The organism is Candidatus Amarolinea dominans, assembly GCF_016704685.1.
GTDB classification, from domain to species: Bacteria; Chloroflexota; Anaerolineae; order SSC4; family Amarolineaceae; genus Amarolinea; species Amarolinea dominans.
This window is the reverse complement of record NZ_JADIZS010000048.1, coordinates 1-18,525: the sequence shown is the minus strand read 5'-3', so window position 1 is coordinate 18,525 and position 18,525 is coordinate 1. Positions and strand designations below refer to the sequence as shown.

Here is an 18,525-nt window from a genome sequence, read left to right as displayed (position 1 = left end):
TGGTTTTATTCCAATTTGAAGAACGAAGACGTTGCATAAGGCCTTTTCTCCTCCCACACACAAGCGGCTGATCAGCCAAGAGACGATGATGCCATGTTGCCATCGCAACCACTGGGGCTTACTGTACACGTTGATGCAATTGCAGGAGAACCTGTCGGCGCACCTGTCCACTCACAGACGGGCATCTCATGCGGCGCCCATTGGACTGCACAAAACTGCACTCTTTCTGCACTCTTTCTGCATGTATACAGCCAAACGCCGCGGGCGTGGTTTGACGGCGAGTGCAATCTGCCCTTATAATGAACGCACGATTCTCTATCTCCATTGCTGCATTGCTGAGGAGCGTCTGCGTATGCGTATGCCATCTTCTCTCGAAACCGGCAGCGGCCAGGCGTGGCTGACGCTCGTCAAGCAGGCGCTGCACGCGTACCACGACGACCCTGGGCTGCTGGCGCTCACGCGCCTGGCCGCTTGGCGCCTGGTGCTGACAGCCCAACAGCGCCCTCCCGGCGCCTCGCTGCCCGACGCGGTGCGCGCGGTGCTGACTGACGGCCTGCAGCGGCTGCAGGCCAGCGACGCCCTGGGCGCCGCGGTGCTGCGCCGCCATTACGTGGAGCGCGAGCCAATGGCGCAGCTCGCCCTGGATCTCCATTTCTCCGAACGTTCGCTCTTCAAACATCAACAGGCCGGCCTGGCCGCGCTGAGCCAACTCCTCTGGCAGGCCGAGGAGCACGCGCAACGCGTGGCTCGCCTCAGCGCACGGCAGCAGCAGGCCCTCGACGAGTTGCCAACGCCCACCTTCTCGCGGCTGTTCGGCGCGGACGAAATACTCTCCGCGCTGCGCCGCTTCCTCACCGACGCGCAAGCGCACTGGCTGGTGGCTCTGGATGGCATGGGCGGCATCGGCAAGACGGCCCTGGCGCGCGCAGCCTGCGAGGCGCTGATCTACGACGGCCGCTTTGAACGCGTGATCTGGATCACGGTGCAGCAGCGGCTGTTCGCCTGGGGTCGCGCGCACAACCTGGACGCGCCCGCGCTGTCGTATGCCCAACTGCTCGATGAACTGGCCCGGCGCCTCGATCTGGCCGCGACGACAGGTCAATCCGCTGACCGCCGCGAGGCGCCGGTGCGCGCGGCGCTGGGCGAGCATCCCACCCTGGTCGTCGTGGACAACCTGGAGACCGCGCCCGATGTGCAATCGCTGGTCATGGGCCTGCACCGCCTGTCACATCCCGCCCGCATCTTGCTCACCTCGCGCTATGCCGTCGGCGCCTTCGATCCGGTCACATCGCTGACCACCAGGCCGCTGACGCTGCACGACGCGGTGAATTTTATCCGCTATGAGGGTCAGGATCGCAACATCGAGGCGCTGCACCATGCCAGCGAGGAGGACTTGCTGCGCGTCGCGCGCATCACCGACGGTAATCCACTGGCGATCAAGTGGGTGGTGGGCCAACTGCAGTCGCTGCCGCTCGGACAGGTGCTCGCCGACCTGGTTCAGGTCAGCGAAGGCGATCACGATCTCTACCGCTACCTGTTTGCCTATGCCTGGCAGCACCTCTCCCGGCCGGCCCGTCATCTCCTGCTGCACATGCCGCTGCTCGACGCCCGCGGGACCGCGTGGCAACACCTGGCCGCGGTCAGCGGGGTGCCGGCCGATGACGAGTTTTGCCGGGCGATCCAGGAGTTGGTCAATGCCTCGCTGCTCAATGTGGGACACGCGGTGCAGGACACGGTCTACAGTATTCACCGCTTGACCGAGTATTTCGTCTTGTCTGAACTGGTGGGCGTGATGACGCCGGCGGCGCGCTCATGATCGAGACGGATCTGACCGTTGACTTTTTGAGCGGCCTGGAGCGCAGCCTGCAGCATTGGCTGGCCCGCTGGCGTCAACCGGCCGATCACCTGGCTTTGCAGCCACTGCGGGGGCATGCGCTGCGCGCGCTGTGGTGGGCGGCCACGACCGGCGCATGCCTGCCGTTGGCGGTGGACCTGGCCGTTGCCCTGCACACCGACGCGATGTACAGCGGGCAGTGGCAGGAGTGGAAGGCCTGCCTGGCCCGCCTGGCCGCGGCGGCCGATCGCGTGGACGCTGCACGCCTGTTCAATCTGTTGCACCGCCTGGCCACGATGTGCTTCCGGCAGGGAGACCTGGATGAGGCGCTGGCCTGGGGTGAACGCGTGCTGGCATTGGCCGCAGCCGGCCAGGATCGCGTGCGGCAAGTGATTGCGGCCAACTTGCTGGCGGAGATCTACCTGACCGCGGAGCACTTTGCGCCGGCGCAGACGTACGCGGAGCAGGCCGTGGCGCTGGCTGCGGCGATCGGCGACCCGCCACGCCGGGCTGATGCTTTGATCAACCGCGCGCGCGTACACCTGGACGCGGCCGTGGCCGCGGCGGGGGGTCTGGCGGCCGTTGAGTTGCAGCCATTGACCGCGGCGCAGACGGCTGCGCTGGAAAAATGGCTGCATGAGGCATTAGCCCTGGTGCAAGCCTCGTGCGATGTGGCCTATGAGACCAAAGCGCACCTTTTCCTGCACCATGCGCTGGCCGCGCGCGGGGAGTGGACGCAGGCCCTCTGGCGTGCGCAGACCGCCCTGGCCCTGGTCGAGTCCTACGGTGATGACGCCGGCCGCGGCGTGGTGCTGCAGGCCGTGGGGCGCTCCCTGGCCGGACTGAGCCGCCGGGCCGAGGCCATCGAAGCCCTGCAATCCGCCATGCGCATCCACGAGCACCACGGCAACCGGCTGGCGCAGCAAAACACGCAGCGGCGTTTGGAGAAACTACTGCAGGTGAATTGACCACCGCGCAGCCCCGTGTATAATTGGCAAGTAATGATCATCGAGTGCTGCGCCACCCGCCACCCGCCCTTCGGCGCGTCGTCCAGGGCGCTCCACTATTCAACGCTGAGAAACCGCTGGAGTATGATGCACGCTACGTGTCGCAGATGAGCAGGTGGCGGTGGCGACGGAATTGGTAGATGGGAGATTGAGCCCGGCTTATGACCCCCAAGAATATCAAGGTAACGATGCGTAATGCACATCCTGGTCGTTGACATCGGCACCGGCACGCAAGACATCCTGTGGTTCGATTCGACGCGCGATCCGGAGAACTGTCTGAAGTTGGTGATGCCTTCGCCCACGCTGCGCGTGGCCGGGCAGATTCGGCAGGCCACCGCGGCGCGGCAGCCGCTGCTGCTCAGCGGGGTGTTGATGGGCGGCGGGCCGAGCGCCTGGGCCGCGGAGGATCATCACAAGGCCGGGCTGCCCATCTGGGCCACCGCGGCGGCGGCGCGCAGCTTCAACGACGACCTGGAGGCCGTGCGCCGCGACCTGGGCATCGAAGTGGTGAGCGCGGACGAGGCTGCCGGTCTGGCCCGGCGGCCCGACATGGCCCATGTCACCCTCAGAGATTTCGACTATCCCGCCATCGCCCAGGCTTTTGCCGCTTTTGGCCTGACCCTGCGGCCGGACGCGCTGGCCGTCGCGGTGTTCGATCATGGCGACGCGCCGCCGGCCGTCAGCGATCGCCAGTTCCGCCTGGATTACCTGGCCGCCCGTTTGCAGGCCAACCGCCGCCTGTCCACCTTTGCCTTCCCGGCCGCGGCCGTACCGCCCATCATGACCCGTCTGCAGGCCGTGGCCGACAGCGCCGGCGCCGATCCCTCTGTCCCCGTGCTGGTCATGGACACCGCGCCGGCCGCGGTGCTGGGCGCCTGGGACGATCCGGTGGTCAGGACGCACCCATCCGCGCTGATCGCCAACGTGGGCAACTTCCACTGCCTGGCCTTTCAATACCGTGACGGCCAGTTCGTGCGCCTGTTCGAGCACCACACCGGGCTGCTGAACCAGGAGGGGCTGACCGGCTGGATCGAGCGGCTGGCCGACGGCTCCATCAGCCACCAGGAGGTCTTTGCCGGGCATGGGCATGGCGCCCTGGTGTTGGACCAGACGCCGGTCGCGCTCGATTTCGTGGCCGTCACCGGGCCGCGCCGCGCCATGCTCAACGGCTCACGCCTGCCCGTCTACCAGGCAGTGCCGCATGGCGACCAGATGATGACCGGTTGTTTCGGCCTGCTGCGCGCCTGCGCCGATCATTTCCCGAACTGGCGCGACGAGATCGTCCACGCCCTGGACACCGGGCAGGGCGTCAGTCTTTGGTGAATATCATGCCCCTGCTAAAAAACGACGAGGAAACAACGATGAGCGATTATGAGCTTACAGGCACTCGCGTCGAGGTGCTGAGGCACATTCCGTATGGCATCCACATCATCACGACGCGTGACCACGAGGGTTTGCACGCGGCTTCGGTCAGTTGGGTGATGCAGGTCTCGTTCGAGCCGACGCGCCTGGCCGTTGCGCTGCGCACGCCATCCCGCATTCTGCAGCACGTCCTGAACAGCCAGGTCTTTGCGCTCAACCTGATCGGTCGCGAGCAGGCAGACATGGCGCATGCCTTCTTTCGGTACACACACGCCGGTTTCGACCAGGATACGCTGAACGGCTATCGTTGCCGGCCCGGTGAAACCGCCTGCCCCCTATTCGTCGAGGCGGCGGCCTGGATCGAGTGCCAAAATGTATGCACCATACAGGATTGCGGTGACCACACCCTGATCATCGCCGATGTGGTGGAAGTGGGAATGCGCCCAGGCGCTTTTGTCCCGCTCGATCTGTGGGAATCGCCCTGGTCCTACGGCGGTTAGAAAAAAACGAAGGGACAAAGCACTGCTTTGTCCCTTCGTGTCAACATGTTTACTCAACCGTAGGTCACGTCTCCGGCGTGACGGCGTCGTCTGGCGCAGAGCTTGCTTCTCTCGTCCAACGTCGTCCGGCCAGGAGGCCGGACCTACGGGGGCTTCGCCGTAATCGCTCGCTTTACGCCGCAACCGCGACCGGCATCAGCAGCGGACGGAACTTGTAGCCGTAGACGATGACGCCCTCCGGGCCGTCCTCGGTCAACTTGCGTGTGACCATCTCGACCGGCATGCCGATCTTGACATCGTCCGACTCGACATCGGTGAGCTGAGCTGTCAGCATCGGCCCTTCGTTCAGCTTGACGAGCGCCACCGTGTACGGCAGGTAGGCCTCGAACCCGGCCGGCGCATCGTACATCGTCGTGAACGAGTAAACCTCACCCTGGCCGCTCATTTGATGCAGCGACTGGGCCGGTTCGGCGCAGTGCGGACACACATCGCGCGGCGGGAAGATCGCCTTGCCACATTCATTACAGACTTCGCCCATCAGGCTATAGCGCTGACGGCGCGTCCGCCAATTTCGTGCAACTCCCATGGTCAGTGACCTCCACTAGTCAGGGTTGAAAAAGCCCTCGATGCCTCCTACTTTACCACTCATTTTTCTCAAAACCTATCAATCTGTCCCTTCTTTCACAACTGCCGCTGGATTTGACAGCTTTTGACAGGCCCGCAGTACCGTTAATTAGCCAGGATGTGGGTGATGACGGTGGCCCCACTGCCGCCAATGTTCTGTGCCATGCCGATCTGCGCTTTCTGTACCTGGTTGGCGCCCGCTTGCCCCTGCAACTGCTGCACCAACTCCACGATCTGATAAACACCGGTCGCGCCCACAGGATGCCCGCGCGCCTTCAACCCGCCCATCGTGCTGATGGGAACCCGGCCGCCGATGGCGATCTCACCTTCTTGCGCCAGGCGCACACCCTGGCCCGGCTCGGCAAAGCCGGCCGCTTCCAGCGACAGCGCCGACATGATCGTGAACGCGTCATGCACCTCGAACAGGTTGATGTCGCGCCGGGTCACGCCAGCCTGGGCGTAAGCGCGCTGCGCGCTCAAAGAACCGCCCTCCAGCTTCAGCGGATCGCGGCGATCATGCACCGCCAGGGTGTCGGTCGCCACGGCTGAGGCCAGGATGCGCACCGGCGCTCGGTTGATGCCGAATTCACGCGCCCGATCGTGCGCACAGAGGATCACCGCGGCCGCGCCGTCACAAATGGGCGAGGAATCGAGCAGATTGACCGGCGCGGCAATCATGCTGGCTTTGACATAATCCTTGACCCCCAACGGCAGATGGAACATCGCGTTGGGATTATGCAGCGCGTTGCGGTGTGCGTTGACGGTGAAATTGGCAAACGCCTCATGCTTGATGCCATACTGATGCATGTAGCGCTGCATGAGCATGGCGTTGATGCCCACAAAGGAAACGCCTTCGGCCGCTTCGTACTCCTGATCGGCCGCCAGCGCCAGGCCGGTGGTGGTCTCCTCACCCGTGGTGTCTGTCATCTTCTCGACGCCCAACACAGCCACCACGTCGAGTTGACCGCTGGCAACCGCCAGGTAGCCCACGCGCAGCGCGGCCGCGCCCGACGCGCAGGCCGCTTCGATCTTGAACGCCTCGACGCCGCGCCAGCCCACGAAGTCTGCCATCAGCGCGCCCAGGTGTTCCTGCCCGGCCAATTCGCCGGAGAGCATGTTGCCCACATACAAGGCGTCAACCGCCTCCACGCCGGCATCGCGCAGCGCGGCCACCAGGGCGTCATGGCCCAAATGGCGCAACGAGCGGTCCCAGAGTTCGCCGACGGGCGTCTGCCCAATGCCGATAATACTGACTGGTCTCACAGCAACACTCCTTACGCCGTCTGCAGTTTGCCGCGATAGCGGACATAGGTGGCGTAGTCAATTTCTTTGCGCCGCTCGATGTAGTGACGCGTCAGGGGCGCCTTGTCACGATTGTGTGCAATCCGATCGGTCACTTCGAAGGAAATGGCATCACTGCCTGCGCCAGAGCCAAAAGAGACGATCAACACCCGGTCGCCCGGCTCGGCAATATCGAGGATGGCGGTCAGCCCGATCATGGAAGAACCCGCGTAGGTGTTGCCGATGAGGCCAACCAGCAGCCCGGTTTCGATCTGCGCCGGCGTGAAGCCCAGGGTCTTGGCCACCTTCTGCGGGAACTTGAGGTTGGGCTGATGGAAGACCGCAAAGCGATAGTCGGACGGCTGGCGCCCCATTTCGCTCAGGATCATCTCCGCCGCCGCGGTGATGTGATGAAAATAGGCCGGGTCGCCCGTGAAGCGCTGGCCGTGCGACGGGTAATGCGCATAGGGCCGGCGCCAGAAATCGGGCGTGTCGGTCACATACGAAAGCGAGCCTTCCAGCACCGCGACGCTTTCTGCGGCCGGCCCGATGATAAATGCGGCCCCGCCCGCGCCTGCGGTATATTCCAGCGCGTCGCCGGGGCGCCCCTGCGCCGCATCCATGCCGATGCCCAGGGCGTAATCGGCCATGTGTGAACCAACCAGGCCGAACGCGGCCTGCAAGGTCTCCGTACCCGCTTTACAGGCGAATTCCCAATCGGCCGCCTGCGTGGTAGGCACGGCGCCAATGGCCTCCGCCACGATGGTGGAGGTTGGCTTGACTGCATACGGATGCGACTCACTGCCTACCCAGACGGCACGAATCAGCCGCGGGTCAATACCGGCGCGCGCCAGGGCATTACGCGCGGCTTCGATGGACATGGTAGCCGTGTCTTCGTCGAGGCCGGGCACTGACTTCTCTTTGATCGGCACCCCGCCTTCGCCATCGGTCCAAACGCGCGACACTTCGGTCACCGGCAAGCGAAAGCGCGGCACGTAGGCGCCATAACCTGTAATGCCTACCGGTCGTTTTGGTTTCATCAACAACATCTTTCTTACCTCGACTCGTTACTCCAGGCTCAAGCGGGCGCCCGCCCGCACCAGTTCTTCAGCCCGCGCTTGCCGCACTTGCCCCTCGCGCACGAGTTGGACGGCGATGGCCGCGACCTCGTCACCCTGCGCGCCGGCCGCCAGGGCCACCTGACGGGCGTGGAGGGCCATGTGCCCGCGCTGGATGCCGTCGGTGACGAGGGCGCGGATGGCAGCCAGATTCTGCGCCAGCCCCACCGCGGCCATGATCTCAGCCAGGCGGCGCGCGCCGGGCTGACCCAGAATCTTCAGCGCCACCTGTGCGCTGGGATGGGCCTTGGTCGCGCCGCCCACGGTGCCCACGGCCAGCGGCATCTGCAGGCGGCCATGCAGCGTGGGGCCGGTCGGCATGTCGAGCTCAGGCGCCACCCGCCAATCGGTCAGGCCGCGATACTGCCCGTCGCGGGCGGCGTAGGCGTGTGCGCCGGCTTCCAGGGCGCGCCAGTCATTGCCGGTCGCCAGGGCCACCGCATCAATGCCGTTCATGATGCCTTTGTTGTGCGTCGCGGCCCGGTAGGGGTCGGCCACGGCAAACGCGTTGGCCTCCACGATGCCCTGCGCCACGCGTGCGCCGGCCAGGCTTTCCGTTGCCAACGCCTGCACGGGGATAGCCACCTCGGCCCAGGCCTGGCGCTGATCGCTCAGGTTGGAGAGAATGCGCAGAAGTGCGCGGCCGCCGGTCAGCGTCTCCAGCAGCGGCGCGATGGCTTCGGCCGCGGTGTTGACCGCATTAGCGCCCATGGCATCGCGGGTATCGAACAGCAGATGCACGATCAACATCGGGCCGGCCGGCGTATCCGCCAGCGGCCGCACCTCCAGCCCCCGCGCGCCGCCCCCGCGGGCCTGGATGCTCGGATGCAGGCGGTTGGCGACGGCCAGAATGTCGGCCGCGGCCGCCTGCACCTGCGCCGCGGCCAAATCATGGTCGGGCAGGTCGAGCAGTTGTACCTGGCCGATCATCACCGGTTCTGTGCTGCCGGTGCGAAAGCCGCCGCCCGCGCGCGCAAGCCGCGCGGCAAAGCTGACCGCAGCCACGATGGACGGCTCTTCGACGGCCATCGGCACCAGGATGTCCTCATCGTTGATACAAAAATTGGTGGCGATGCCGAGCGGCAAGGCAAAGAGGCCAATGACATTTTCGATCATATAATCGGCCTGCTCCAGGCTCAGCCCGGCCGCCAGCGTAGCCTGCTCTTCGCTGCTCAAATCGGCCCATGCCGCGACGATGCGAGCGCGCTCTGGCCGGCTCAACTGATAAAAGCCGCTCAGCCGTGATGATTTCTTCATTGACTCTCTGACTCCAAACTCTGACTCCAAACTCTGACAATTCCTCTACAGACAACGCGCCCGCAGCGGCCTGCAAGCCGGCGGGCGCACTCATGATTGAGACGCACAGATCGAGAAAATTTTACAGGGTCGAGACTGTCAAAACCTATCAGGTTCAGCATCCTCTCAGTCGAGGTCTTCAGCGCCCCACCAGGGTTGCCAGCGCGGCCAGGGCTGCGGAGACCGGTCCGGTGAGCAGTTGCGGCGCCAGGCCGAGCAGGGCGCTGGCAAGGACGGCCAGGGCAATCAGCCAGCCGGCCACGACCGGCTCACGACGCACCTGGGAATTGGCGGTGGCGCCGCCAAGCACGGCCAGGCCGCGCAGATAGCCGATGGCTACCAGGAGGGCGGCCGGCACCATGACGGCGATCCAGCGCGCATCGCGCACCGCCACCTGCTGCAGCAGCGTCCACTGACTGGCAAAGCCGGCCGTCGCCGGGAAGCCGATCAACCCCAAGCCGCCGGCCAGCAGGCCGGCCACGGTCCAGGGTAAGCGGTTGGCCAGGCCAGCGACGCGGGCGAAATCGGTGGCGGCGGCCTGTTGGCGTAACGAAGCCAGGCTCATGGCGCCCAGGAGGATCAGGATGGTGCGGGCGCCGAAGAGGAGCAGCACCAGCGACCACGAGCTGAGCAGCCCCAGTCCCATCGCCAGCAGCAGATTGCCATAGTTGACCAGGCCGGCGTAACTCCACAGTGGCGCAAAGTCGCGCTGACCGACCGCGGCGATGCCACCCCAGGCCATGCTGAAAAGCCCGCCGTAGATGAGGAAGCGCGCCAGGTTGAAGTCGTTGATGATCGCCAGGAAATCGGCGGTGAAGGCGCGCACCAGGTAGAGGATGACCGCTTCGCTGATCAACTGCAGGAACGCGGCCACCAGCGGCGGCGCTTCGCTGGCCAGGGTCACCCGCGGTCCGTGCAGGGGAGTGGGCGCCAGCAGCAGCACCAGGCCCCAACCCAGCAGGGTGACAGCCAGGTTGAAGGGCGCCGGGTTGTCCGGGTTGAGCGGAATCTGCTCCAGGAGCCAGCCGGCGGTGAGGAAGAAGGGGAAGGCCGCCAGCGGCAGCCACAGTTGGCGGAACGCGCCCCGGGTCGAACCGCCGCGGCCCGACTGCACGATGAAGACCGCGATGCAGGCGATGAAGGCCAGTCCCAGGGGCGCCAGCGTCAGGGGCCGCACCATGAGGATCAGGCTGGCCAGGCTGGTGACGATGAGGGCAGCGGCGAAGAAGGTGCGCCCTTGCGAAATGCGCCAGGCGAAGATGAGCGCAATGACCGTGATGAGATAGAGAAAGCTGAGGAAGGGGCGCAGCGCCTCGGTAAAACGAAAACTCATCCCGCTCCAGGTCACATCCTGCCCCATGAGCAGCGAGCGGCCGGCCAGGGTGACGGTGAGATCGGGCGGTGCGATCCAGATGAACAGGCCCAGGGCCAGGATCAAGGTGACGGCCACGGCCACGGCCAGGGTGGCAAAACGGCGCAGGGCGTAGGTCAGGGCGGCAGCCATCAGCGGCACGACGGCCAGGAGAAACGTGCCGCTGATCATGGCCGCGGTTCCTGATCCGGGTTGGCAGGAACGGGCGCCGCGCGTGCCACCATCAGGTACGCGCAGGCCAGCCCCACCAGCAGTTCCAGCGCGCCGATGACACCGATCATGCGCGCATCATGGGTGAGATTGCCATAAAAAATCTGCACGGCTGCCAGCCACATGAGCAGGCCCATCCCGGCCTTGAACGGCTCCTCTTCCAGGGCCAAAGCCAGCAGCCCCATCGCGGTCAGCCACAGACACAGGAAATCGGCGTCGGGGGAAAGTTCGGGCAGGGCCACGCTCGCCCTGGTCAGGAACAAGCCCAGCCCAACCATGATGACCACCACGCTGCGGAACGTCACGGTCGTAGCCAGCCAGGGCCAGCGAGGCACGATCTTTGCCCTCACGGCCGGGCGGTCCTGGGCGATCGCAGCCGCGGCGTTGGTTTGATTGAGACGCGATCTATCCCGGTTGAGCTGATAGGCTGACAAATACCACATGATGCCGATCAACGCGCCCACCAGGATGCGCAGGACGGCCCACTCCGGCGGCAGCAGGCGCAGGCTGACGATGGCCAACGCCAGGTAGAGCAGTTGCATCATCAGCAAACTGCTGCGCCAATCGGCGATGATGATCAGGAAGGCTGCGGCCACGATGGCCAGGGCAATGGCCGGCAAACCGGAAACGCCATCAAGGGCTGCAGCTAAACTGGACAAAGGTGGCATGACAACACGTCTCCCTAGCTGCCGGCTTGCAGGAACCAGGCCAGCAGCATAATCAAGGCCAGCCAGCCCACATAGCCGGCGCCATCGAGCAGGCCGGTGATTGTGGAGGAGGCCAGGTTGAGGCCGCGGCCGACCCCACGCAAGCCGGCCAGCAGCCAGCCCAGGTCTACAATTTGGGCCACGATACGTTGTTGCGCAACCTGGGCCACGAGCAGACGCGGGCGCCAACGTGCCAGCAGGAAGCCCAGGCCGGCGGCCAAGCCCTGGACAAGCCACATCCAGCCGGGCAGCAGGCGTACCTGCGTCCACAATGAATCGAACAAGGGGCTTGGCTCCAGCAAGCCCAGCCAACGGGCCAACAAGGGTGGTTGCAATCCCAGGGTCAATAGCGGCGCCGCAAAGAGGGCAAAACCGAGCAGGTGACGGGCCACCAGCCAGCGTTGACCGAACAGGATTTCGACGGATGGGGTGCGCGTGGCGGCCGGCCAATGACGCAGGATCGCCGCGATCGCGATCGTATCGGCCAGCCAGGTGAGCAGCCAGCGCAACAGGTTGAGGCCGGGCAAGAGCGACTCCTGCATGGTGGGCAGGGTAGCCAGGGTGATCCGCACGGGAAAGCCCACGGTACCCGGCACACCGATGAGAGCCAGCATGGCGAGCGCCAGCGGGAGACGCCAGCCGGCCACCCGTACCAGGGCCAGACCCACGACTATGCCGCTCAAGCCCAGGGTAACGGTCATGAGGGGCCAGACCGCCGCGGTCGGTCCGACCACCGGGCTGAGGATCATGGCAACGACACACCAGGTGACGCGGTTGACGGCCACCAGCAGCAGGCTGCGCTCCTGGTTGGTGTCCAGCCAGGCGGCCAGGCTGCTGCCGAGCAGGCCGAGCAGGCCAATGGCAAGCCAGACCGGCTGCCTGAGGGCCAGGGCGAGGTCGGTCTGGTAGACGCGGCCCAGCAGGGTCAGCCCGACCGTCGCGGGCAGGAGGAATTCAGTCAGGTGGACAGGCCGTGTATAGGCAGTGGAGGCAAGCAGCCAGGCATGAAACGGATAGAAGGCCACGCGCCACAGGCCGGCCAGTAGAAGCAGCAGGATGGGCAGCGACGCCAGGGCGCCCGCGCCGAGCGGTAGTTGCGCAGAGTCCAGCCCGGTCAGGCTGAGGGCCAACCAAACGAGCAGGCTACCGACGGCGCCGGTGACCACCACGGGCTGCTGCGGTCGCGCGATGGCACGGGCCAGGAGGGCGATTTCGAACAGCACCCACATGCCGGCGAGGGTCAACAGGTTGTTGGATGAGACCACAGCCAGGGCTGCGACCAGGGCCAGCAAGCGGCGGCTATGTACCTGGGGCGTGTTCCAACCGGCGGAATCCCAGTTGAAGAGGATTTCGATGGCAGTCACCAGCAGGGCCAACAGGCCGCACAACCAGGCCCAGCCATCTACCTGCCACACCAGTTGAGCCGTCGGCAGCACCATGATCTCCCAGGGGCGCTCCAACAGCGCCTGGTCAGGCAAACTGCGCAGGCGATACCAGAGCAGACCGGCCGTCAGCAGCGATAGCATGGCCAGCACGCTGTGCCAGCCGGGCTGGCGCCAGCGCACAATCAAAATGAGAGCCAGCGCTCCCGCGATCAGGGAGAAAGCTGGCCCAATGGGACCTGCCAGGATGGAACTCAAAAGCGATTTCTCACTACCCTCAGTAATTGGCTGAATTCTACCACACGGCGATAGGGGCGCCAAACAACGCGCGTTCAATTTGCACAATCACCATGCCACTTTTAGAATGACAGGTACAGGCTGACTGTGAACGGACAAAAGGAGATGAATCGTGCAACAACTGGTTGAATGTGTGCCGAATTTCAGCGAAGGACGCCGGCCGGAGATCGTGCAGGCCATTGTGGAGGCCATGCGCGGGCCGGGCGTCTCGCTGTTGGACGTGGAGAGCGACGCGGACCATAACCGCTCGGTGGTGACGCTGGTGGGCGAGCCGGAGGCGATCCTGGAAGCGGCGTACCAGGGCATTGCGACGGCGGCGCGTCTGATTGACCTGGAGCAGCACCGGGGCGCGCATCAACGGCTGGGCGCCACTGACGTGGTGCCGTTCGTGCCCTTGCGCGGCATGACGATGGCGGAGTGCGTGACGCTGGCGCAGCGCCTGGGGCAGCGCGTCGGCAGCGAGCTACAGATTCCGGTCTATCTGTACGAGGCGGCGGCCACGCGGCCGGCGCGCGTCAACCTGGCGGATGTGCGCCGCGGGGAGTATGAGCTGCTCAAGACGGAGATTGCGACCAACCCGGCGCGCGCGCCAGACTACGGCCCGGCGGCTGTGGGGCCGGCGGGCGCTACGATCATTGGCGCGCGCGGCTTCCTGGTGGCGTTCAACGCGTATCTGAACACGCCGAACGTGGAGATTGCGAAGAAGGTGGCGAAGGCGCTGCGCCATTCCAGCGGCGGCCTGCGCTTCGTCAAGGCGATGGGGCTGTTGGTGGAGGGCCGGGCGCAGGTTTCCATGAACCTGACCGATTTCACGGGGACGCCCATTCACCGGGCGGTGGAGATGATCCGCTCCGAGGCCGCGCGCTACGGCTGCATGATCGAACGGACCGAGCTGGTCGGCATGATTCCGCAGCAGGCCCTGCTGGACGCCGCGCAGTGGTATCTGCAGATTGACAACTTCACGCCGGAGATGGTGCTGGAGAATCGGCTGATGTAAAAATCTCCCCGCCCGCTCCTTACCCGGCGGGCCTGCGCAAGGTTGGAGCTGGTTGAAATATGGCCTGGTCGGCCAGTCGAACACGCAAGCGCGCATTTTCGCGGCGTAACGCCGCGTTTTCTTTACCCAACCGCCGGATCTGTTGGGTTGTCTTGGCGAGTTGCGTCAAAGCCCCGTCTATTTGTTGTTGAAGCAGCGTAACATCATGCACTGGTGTGCGTACGATCTGGGCCAATTCGGCCTGATCCTGCTGCGCGTACCAGGCTTCCAGCGCGGCTGCCTCTTCATGCGTCAGAGATTGACCGCGCGTGGCGCGATCGTGGAGACGCGGTCTAAGTTCATCGAGAATCATGCTCATCCTCCTGCCGGTGCCTATTCACAGCCAGGATATTACCATTGTCAGGTATGGCGGTCAATCAGCCATCGCCGCCCATCGCCCGACCGTAAACGGTCAAGCAATAACAGGATTGACAGGATGCCCCGCCATCTCGTCTCAATGCACGCGCAGGATCACCAGACCGCCGCCCGCATCAGCCACGTAGACCAGGTTGCCCACGGCGCTGACGCCCACGATCCACGAAAAGACCATCCATGAATGAATTCACGGACTGAATCTGTAGGTCCGACCTCCTGGTCGGACGACGTTGGACGAGAGAAGCAAGTTCTGCGACAAACGGCGCCGTCACGCCGGAGACGGCCTGGCCTGCCCGCGCTTGTCACGCTTCTCAACGCAGGGACGCAAGGACGCCAGGACGCAAAGAAAAAAAGCCCTTGCGTCCTTGCGTTTAACATTTCAACGCCACGACACAAGAAAAGCCTTCCCCCCCTCTCCTCTCCCTATGCGGGAGAGGAGAGGGGCCGGGGGTGAGGTGAGGCCACATCCCTACGCACCAGCCACCAACCGCGCATTCGGATGCGCGTACACACTATACGCCAGCCAGGTGGGATCGCCAACCTGGCGAGCGGCCAGGCGCGCCTGGCGCACGGCATCGGCGACCGCGTCGCCGGCGAAGAGCCGCTCGTAGAAGGTCACGGCGAAGTGCGCGGCCTGGCGATCGGTGACGGTCCACAGGGGCGCCAGGAAGAGACCCGCGCCACTGCTGATGAGCCGGTTGGCCCAGCCGCCCAACCCGGTCAACGCCCAGCCCTGACGGCTGCCGTGGCAGGCGTTGAAGACGAACCCGGGCCGTTGGCGCTTGAGGTGCGCCTCGATGGCCGGGCCGACAATGCTGTCAGGCGTCAGGCTGCGACCGTCTTGCAGCCAGAGCGCAGCGTCGAGATCGGGCGTATCGGAGTAGAACGAGCCGTGGGCGGCGACGTGCAGCCAGTCGAAATCGCCGCCTTCCAGCAAATCCAGCGTGTCTGACCAGGTGGCGGCCGTGGGGCTGGCATCGCGCAGACCGCGCCCGGCAATTTGTGAACGCAGGTGGTCACATTCATCTTGTGCATAGTTCAGCCCGGAATCGGTGGGGGCCAGGCAGGCCAGCCGCCGCAGGGAGAGGGTCGTGGGCGGGCCGTCGTGACCATTGCCCTGCTCATCCCGGCGCAGCCAGCGGGTCAGGCGCAGGGTCAGGCACCAGGGTCCCTCATCCGGATCCTGCCAGCCCTCGCCGTAGGGCCAGAGCAGTTCCCAGGGGAAATAAGGCTCATCGGAAACGAGGAGCATGGAAGCATCACGCCACGCGCCGCGCTCGTGCTCGTACACCGCCTTGAGATCGGCCGGAATCAGCGATTTCCATAGATTCTGTCCCAGACTGCGCAGGCGGCGCTCCGCGTCCGCGGCCGGGAGCGTGCGGCGGGCCTGATGCGCGAGTTTGGCCGTGGGGTCGAGGTGATCGGTGAGATCGGTCAACTGCGCCAACAAACGATTGGCCTCCGTCTGCGGATCCGTCATCAACGGCACGGGATGGAAGGTTTGCCCTGGCTTGTTGCCGCGAAAGAGGGTGAAGACCAGCGCCGGCCGCTGCTGAAAGCGCTCGTAGGCGATGTGAAGCTGGTACGCGGGCGGCTCGGCCGACGGAGCGATGCGCAGTGCGAGCGCGTGGCGCGGAATCTCCACGGCGCTGCTGGGAGCGGCGGTAATCTCCACGGCCACACTGACCGTGCCCGCCAGGTTGCCGGCCTGGAAGAAGTCCACCGTCACCCGCGTGGGGCCGACCGTGTGCGGACGCAGGTCGAAGACAACCGGCGGGCTGTCCGCACCAGGGAGAACCGGAGTCTCCTGCTCGGCCGCATTGAGCAGATCGAAGCCGGGTGCGGCCAGGCGCAGACGCACCGGAAGGTGGGTGTCCAGGGCCATCGAGGCGATGGCCGCGCTGTACACCGGCGGCTGCACGGTCAGGCGCACGACGACCGCGATGCGCGGGGTCTGCACCCACACCTGCGACGGGCAGGCGATGTCGGTGTAGCGGATGACGGTGGTGGCCGCGGGCCGCGTCGTGGCCGCGGGCGGCTGGTAGTGACGTTCCAGGCCGCCTTTGGGAACTGCGCCGGCCTGCATCACGTCCAGGGTCGCAACCAAGCGGGTGTGGGCGGCCGGGTAGTTGCCGAAGATGTTCAGAATCGTGACCCGGATGATGCTGGCGCGCGCCGGGGCGACATGCGTCAGCTCGTCGCGCAACTGGCGCAAACGGTCTGCAACCTGCGGCCAGTCCGGCCCGAACAGGCCGGGCAGCTCCGGCTCAAGCTGACGCAGAGCGGCCAGGAGTTGTGCGTTCTTGTCCATCGTGATGACCTCCATCGTGATGATCCCCATGCGTTCCGAGCAGGCGTCCGCAGGCGCCTAAAGGCCGGACGAGAGACTTCCGCAGGCTGGGCGACAGGTCGTTACACCCCGGTCAGGTAGAAAGCAGCCCACCAGAAGGGATGCTCGAAGCTCTGCTCCTGCTGATGGCGTTCGGCCACCTGCTCGAAGAAATCAGCGGCAATCGCCTGTGGCATACGGGCGCCATCGAGGTCCGGAATGTCATGCCCGAAGTAGTCGGCCTTCTCCTGGTTGGTCGTGTCGCGCAACCAGCGCTGCGCCGCGGCCAGGGCCTCGCCAGGGGGCAGCCCCTCCTGGCGCCACAGACGGTAGAAGCGCTCCATCAGCATCGCGGTGCTCACGTCCGCCACCGACCAGAGCGAGGCGACCACGCCGGCAAAACCGGCCTGCGTGAGGGCCGCGGGCAGGGCCACCACCTCATCGGGCAGGTCCGTGCCGACGATGCCGGTCTCGCAGGCGGAGAGGGTGGCGAGCCGGGCGCCGGTCCGGCGCAGGGCCAGCACATCGGCCACGGTCAGCAGGCGGTCATGGGCCATCACCAGGCCACTCTGCAGGGGCTTCTGCCAGTTGTTGGCGCCGTGACAGGAGAAGTGGACCACCTGCGCCGCGGGTAAGGCGGCCAGGACCGCCTCGCGCCTGGCCTCGCCGTGGTGCAAAACGGTGGGATCGGCAAAGAGCGCGCCGATGGCGGCCACTTCGGCCGCCGAGTTGGGCAGACGGTTAGCCGTGACCGGCTGCGGCTCGTCCACGGCCAGCAGGCGCAGATCGCGCGTCAGGCCGGCCAGCTCGCGCGCATGCTGCAGCGCGCCGGCCGACGGCGCATAGGTCAGGGTGATGTCGTCCAGCGCGTAGCGGCGACGCCCGCTCGGCTGCGTCCAGGCTGCGTGCAGGGGCAGCAGGGCCAGCAGGCCACTGGGAATGAGAACCGCCTGCGTCGCGCCCAGGCTCTGCAAATGGGCCACGACCGGTCCCATGACCTTGTCACCGAGATCGTGCGTGGTCTGCTCGAGCTGGTCGAACCACGCCTGGCGTTTGGCCGGGTTGCGCGACTCGCGCACCCAGGCGCTGTACGCGCCCAGGTAGCCGCCCAGGGCAGGATCGTCGGCTGGCCCCACCAGCATGGCGCGCAGCGCGGGTTCGGTGAGGTCCAACGGCGCGGCAGTGACAACCGCCACGGCGTCAGCGGCGGTCTCGCGCCGCACGAACAGGGCCAGTCCGCCGGCGGTGGTGGTCAGCAGGTAAACCAGGGGGACGCCGGGCTGCACCGCGGCGGCGATGCGGGCGAAGGTAGGGGGCTGCAGGAAATCGGCGTAGGGCTGCTGGCCGTCCACCGACACGCTGCGGATGGCCGCGATGGTTTCATCCAGATCGCCGCGGGCCGCCTCCAGCTCCTGACGCCAGGCGGCGTAGTCGCGCGGGCCGGCCGGGTGATCCGGGCCGGCGCCTGCGGGCTGGCCGGCCTGCTGCTGCAGGGCAGCGAGGCGGTCGGACGCGGCGCGGTAGCGCTCGTAGAGGCCGCCGTGACCGAGCGCGGGCAGGCGTTGCAGGTCGCGGCGGTTCTGTTCGAGCGCTTCGGCCAGCAGGCGGGTGCGGCCCTGTTCGAGGGCGACGATCGCCTCTGGCAGCCGGCCGAGTTGGGCCAGGGCGTAGGCGGCGTTGGCCGGCAGGCCTTGCGCTTCCTTGAGCCACGATTCTTTGGCCGGCCGGTCGAGCTGGCTCTCAAAGAGCTGGGCGATGGCCTGGCGACCGAAGTCATAGGCCGTGATGGCTTCTT

At 65.9% G+C, this 18,525-nt stretch carries 15 protein-coding genes; 5 read left to right on the top strand and 10 right to left on the bottom strand.

What is annotated here, in order from left to right:
• Positions 1–352: 352 nt before the first annotated feature.
• From IPF85_RS22190 to IPF85_RS22175, 4 genes are all read left to right on the top strand, one after another.
• Positions 353–1,816 (top strand): NB-ARC domain-containing protein, encoded by a 1,464-nt coding sequence (locus tag IPF85_RS22190; RefSeq protein ID WP_343410234.1) that lies wholly within the window; start codon positions 353–355, stop codon positions 1,814–1,816.
• Complete coding sequence (locus IPF85_RS22185) at positions 1,813–2,802, top strand: tetratricopeptide repeat protein (protein WP_343410233.1); 990 nt, start codon at positions 1,813–1,815, stop codon at positions 2,800–2,802. Before IPF85_RS22190 ends, IPF85_RS22185 begins: the two co-directional genes overlap by 4 nt.
• 234 nt (positions 2,803–3,036) lie before the next feature.
• Positions 3,037–4,164: a DUF1786 family protein gene (locus IPF85_RS22180; protein WP_343410232.1), complete on the top strand. Its 1,128-nt coding sequence runs from the start codon at positions 3,037–3,039 to the stop codon at positions 4,162–4,164.
• A 5-nt stretch (positions 4,165–4,169) separates the two neighbouring features.
• Positions 4,170–4,703 carry a flavin reductase family protein gene (locus tag IPF85_RS22175; protein ID WP_343410231.1) on the top strand — a complete coding sequence of 178 codons (534 nt, stop codon included), beginning with the start codon at positions 4,170–4,172 and terminating at the stop codon, positions 4,701–4,703.
• Positions 4,704–4,875: 172 nt separating this feature from the next.
• Here the strand turns inward: IPF85_RS22175 and IPF85_RS22170 are convergent, their stop codons facing one another.
• The 7 genes from IPF85_RS22170 to IPF85_RS22140 form a co-directional block, all read right to left on the bottom strand.
• The gene (locus IPF85_RS22170) at positions 4,876–5,289 is read right to left on the bottom strand and encodes a Zn-ribbon domain-containing OB-fold protein (RefSeq protein WP_343410230.1); all 414 of its coding nucleotides are present in this window, start codon (positions 5,287–5,289) and stop codon (positions 4,876–4,878) included.
• 143 nt (positions 5,290–5,432) lie between these two features.
• Entirely contained in the window at positions 5,433–6,590 is a 1,158-nt protein-coding gene (locus tag IPF85_RS22165) for a thiolase domain-containing protein (protein WP_343410229.1), read from the bottom strand.
• A gap of 11 nt (positions 6,591–6,601) precedes the next feature.
• Positions 6,602–7,657, bottom strand: a complete 1,056-nt coding sequence (locus IPF85_RS22160) for a hydroxymethylglutaryl-CoA synthase (protein ID WP_343410228.1) — start codon at positions 7,655–7,657, stop codon at positions 6,602–6,604.
• Positions 7,658–7,675: 18 nt separating this feature from the next.
• The gene (locus IPF85_RS22155; RefSeq protein WP_343410227.1) at positions 7,676–8,983 is read right to left on the bottom strand and encodes a hydroxymethylglutaryl-CoA reductase, degradative; all 1,308 of its coding nucleotides are present in this window, start codon (positions 8,981–8,983) and stop codon (positions 7,676–7,678) included.
• 178 nt (positions 8,984–9,161) lie between these two features.
• Complete coding sequence (locus IPF85_RS22150; protein ID WP_343410226.1) at positions 9,162–10,565, bottom strand: proton-conducting transporter membrane subunit; 1,404 nt, start codon at positions 10,563–10,565, stop codon at positions 9,162–9,164.
• Positions 10,562–11,272, bottom strand: a complete 711-nt coding sequence (locus IPF85_RS22145) for a hypothetical protein (RefSeq protein WP_343410225.1) — start codon at positions 11,270–11,272, stop codon at positions 10,562–10,564. Before IPF85_RS22145 ends, IPF85_RS22150 begins: the two co-directional genes overlap by 4 nt.
• A 14-nt stretch (positions 11,273–11,286) precedes the next feature.
• The gene (locus IPF85_RS22140; protein ID WP_343410224.1) at positions 11,287–12,951 is read right to left on the bottom strand and encodes a hypothetical protein; all 1,665 of its coding nucleotides are present in this window, start codon (positions 12,949–12,951) and stop codon (positions 11,287–11,289) included.
• 151 nt (positions 12,952–13,102) lie between these two features.
• Here IPF85_RS22140 and ftcD point away from each other — a divergent pair, with 151 nt between their 5' ends.
• Positions 13,103–13,987, top strand: coding sequence for a glutamate formimidoyltransferase (gene ftcD / locus IPF85_RS22135; protein ID WP_343410223.1), 885 nt, complete (start codon positions 13,103–13,105; stop codon positions 13,985–13,987).
• A 19-nt stretch (positions 13,988–14,006) separates the two neighbouring features.
• Here the strand turns inward: ftcD and IPF85_RS22130 are convergent, their stop codons facing one another.
• The 3 genes from IPF85_RS22130 to IPF85_RS22120 all read right to left on the bottom strand — a co-directional run.
• Positions 14,007–14,339: a hypothetical protein gene (locus IPF85_RS22130; protein WP_343410222.1), complete on the bottom strand. Its 333-nt coding sequence runs from the start codon at positions 14,337–14,339 to the stop codon at positions 14,007–14,009.
• 531 nt (positions 14,340–14,870) lie between these two features.
• The gene (locus tag IPF85_RS22125) at positions 14,871–16,712 is read right to left on the bottom strand and encodes a CHAT domain-containing protein (protein WP_343410221.1); all 1,842 of its coding nucleotides are present in this window, start codon (positions 16,710–16,712) and stop codon (positions 14,871–14,873) included.
• 101 nt (positions 16,713–16,813) lie between these two features.
• The coding region (locus IPF85_RS22120) for a CHAT domain-containing protein (RefSeq protein WP_343410220.1) at positions 16,814–18,525 on the bottom strand (1,712 nt) is incomplete at its 5' end.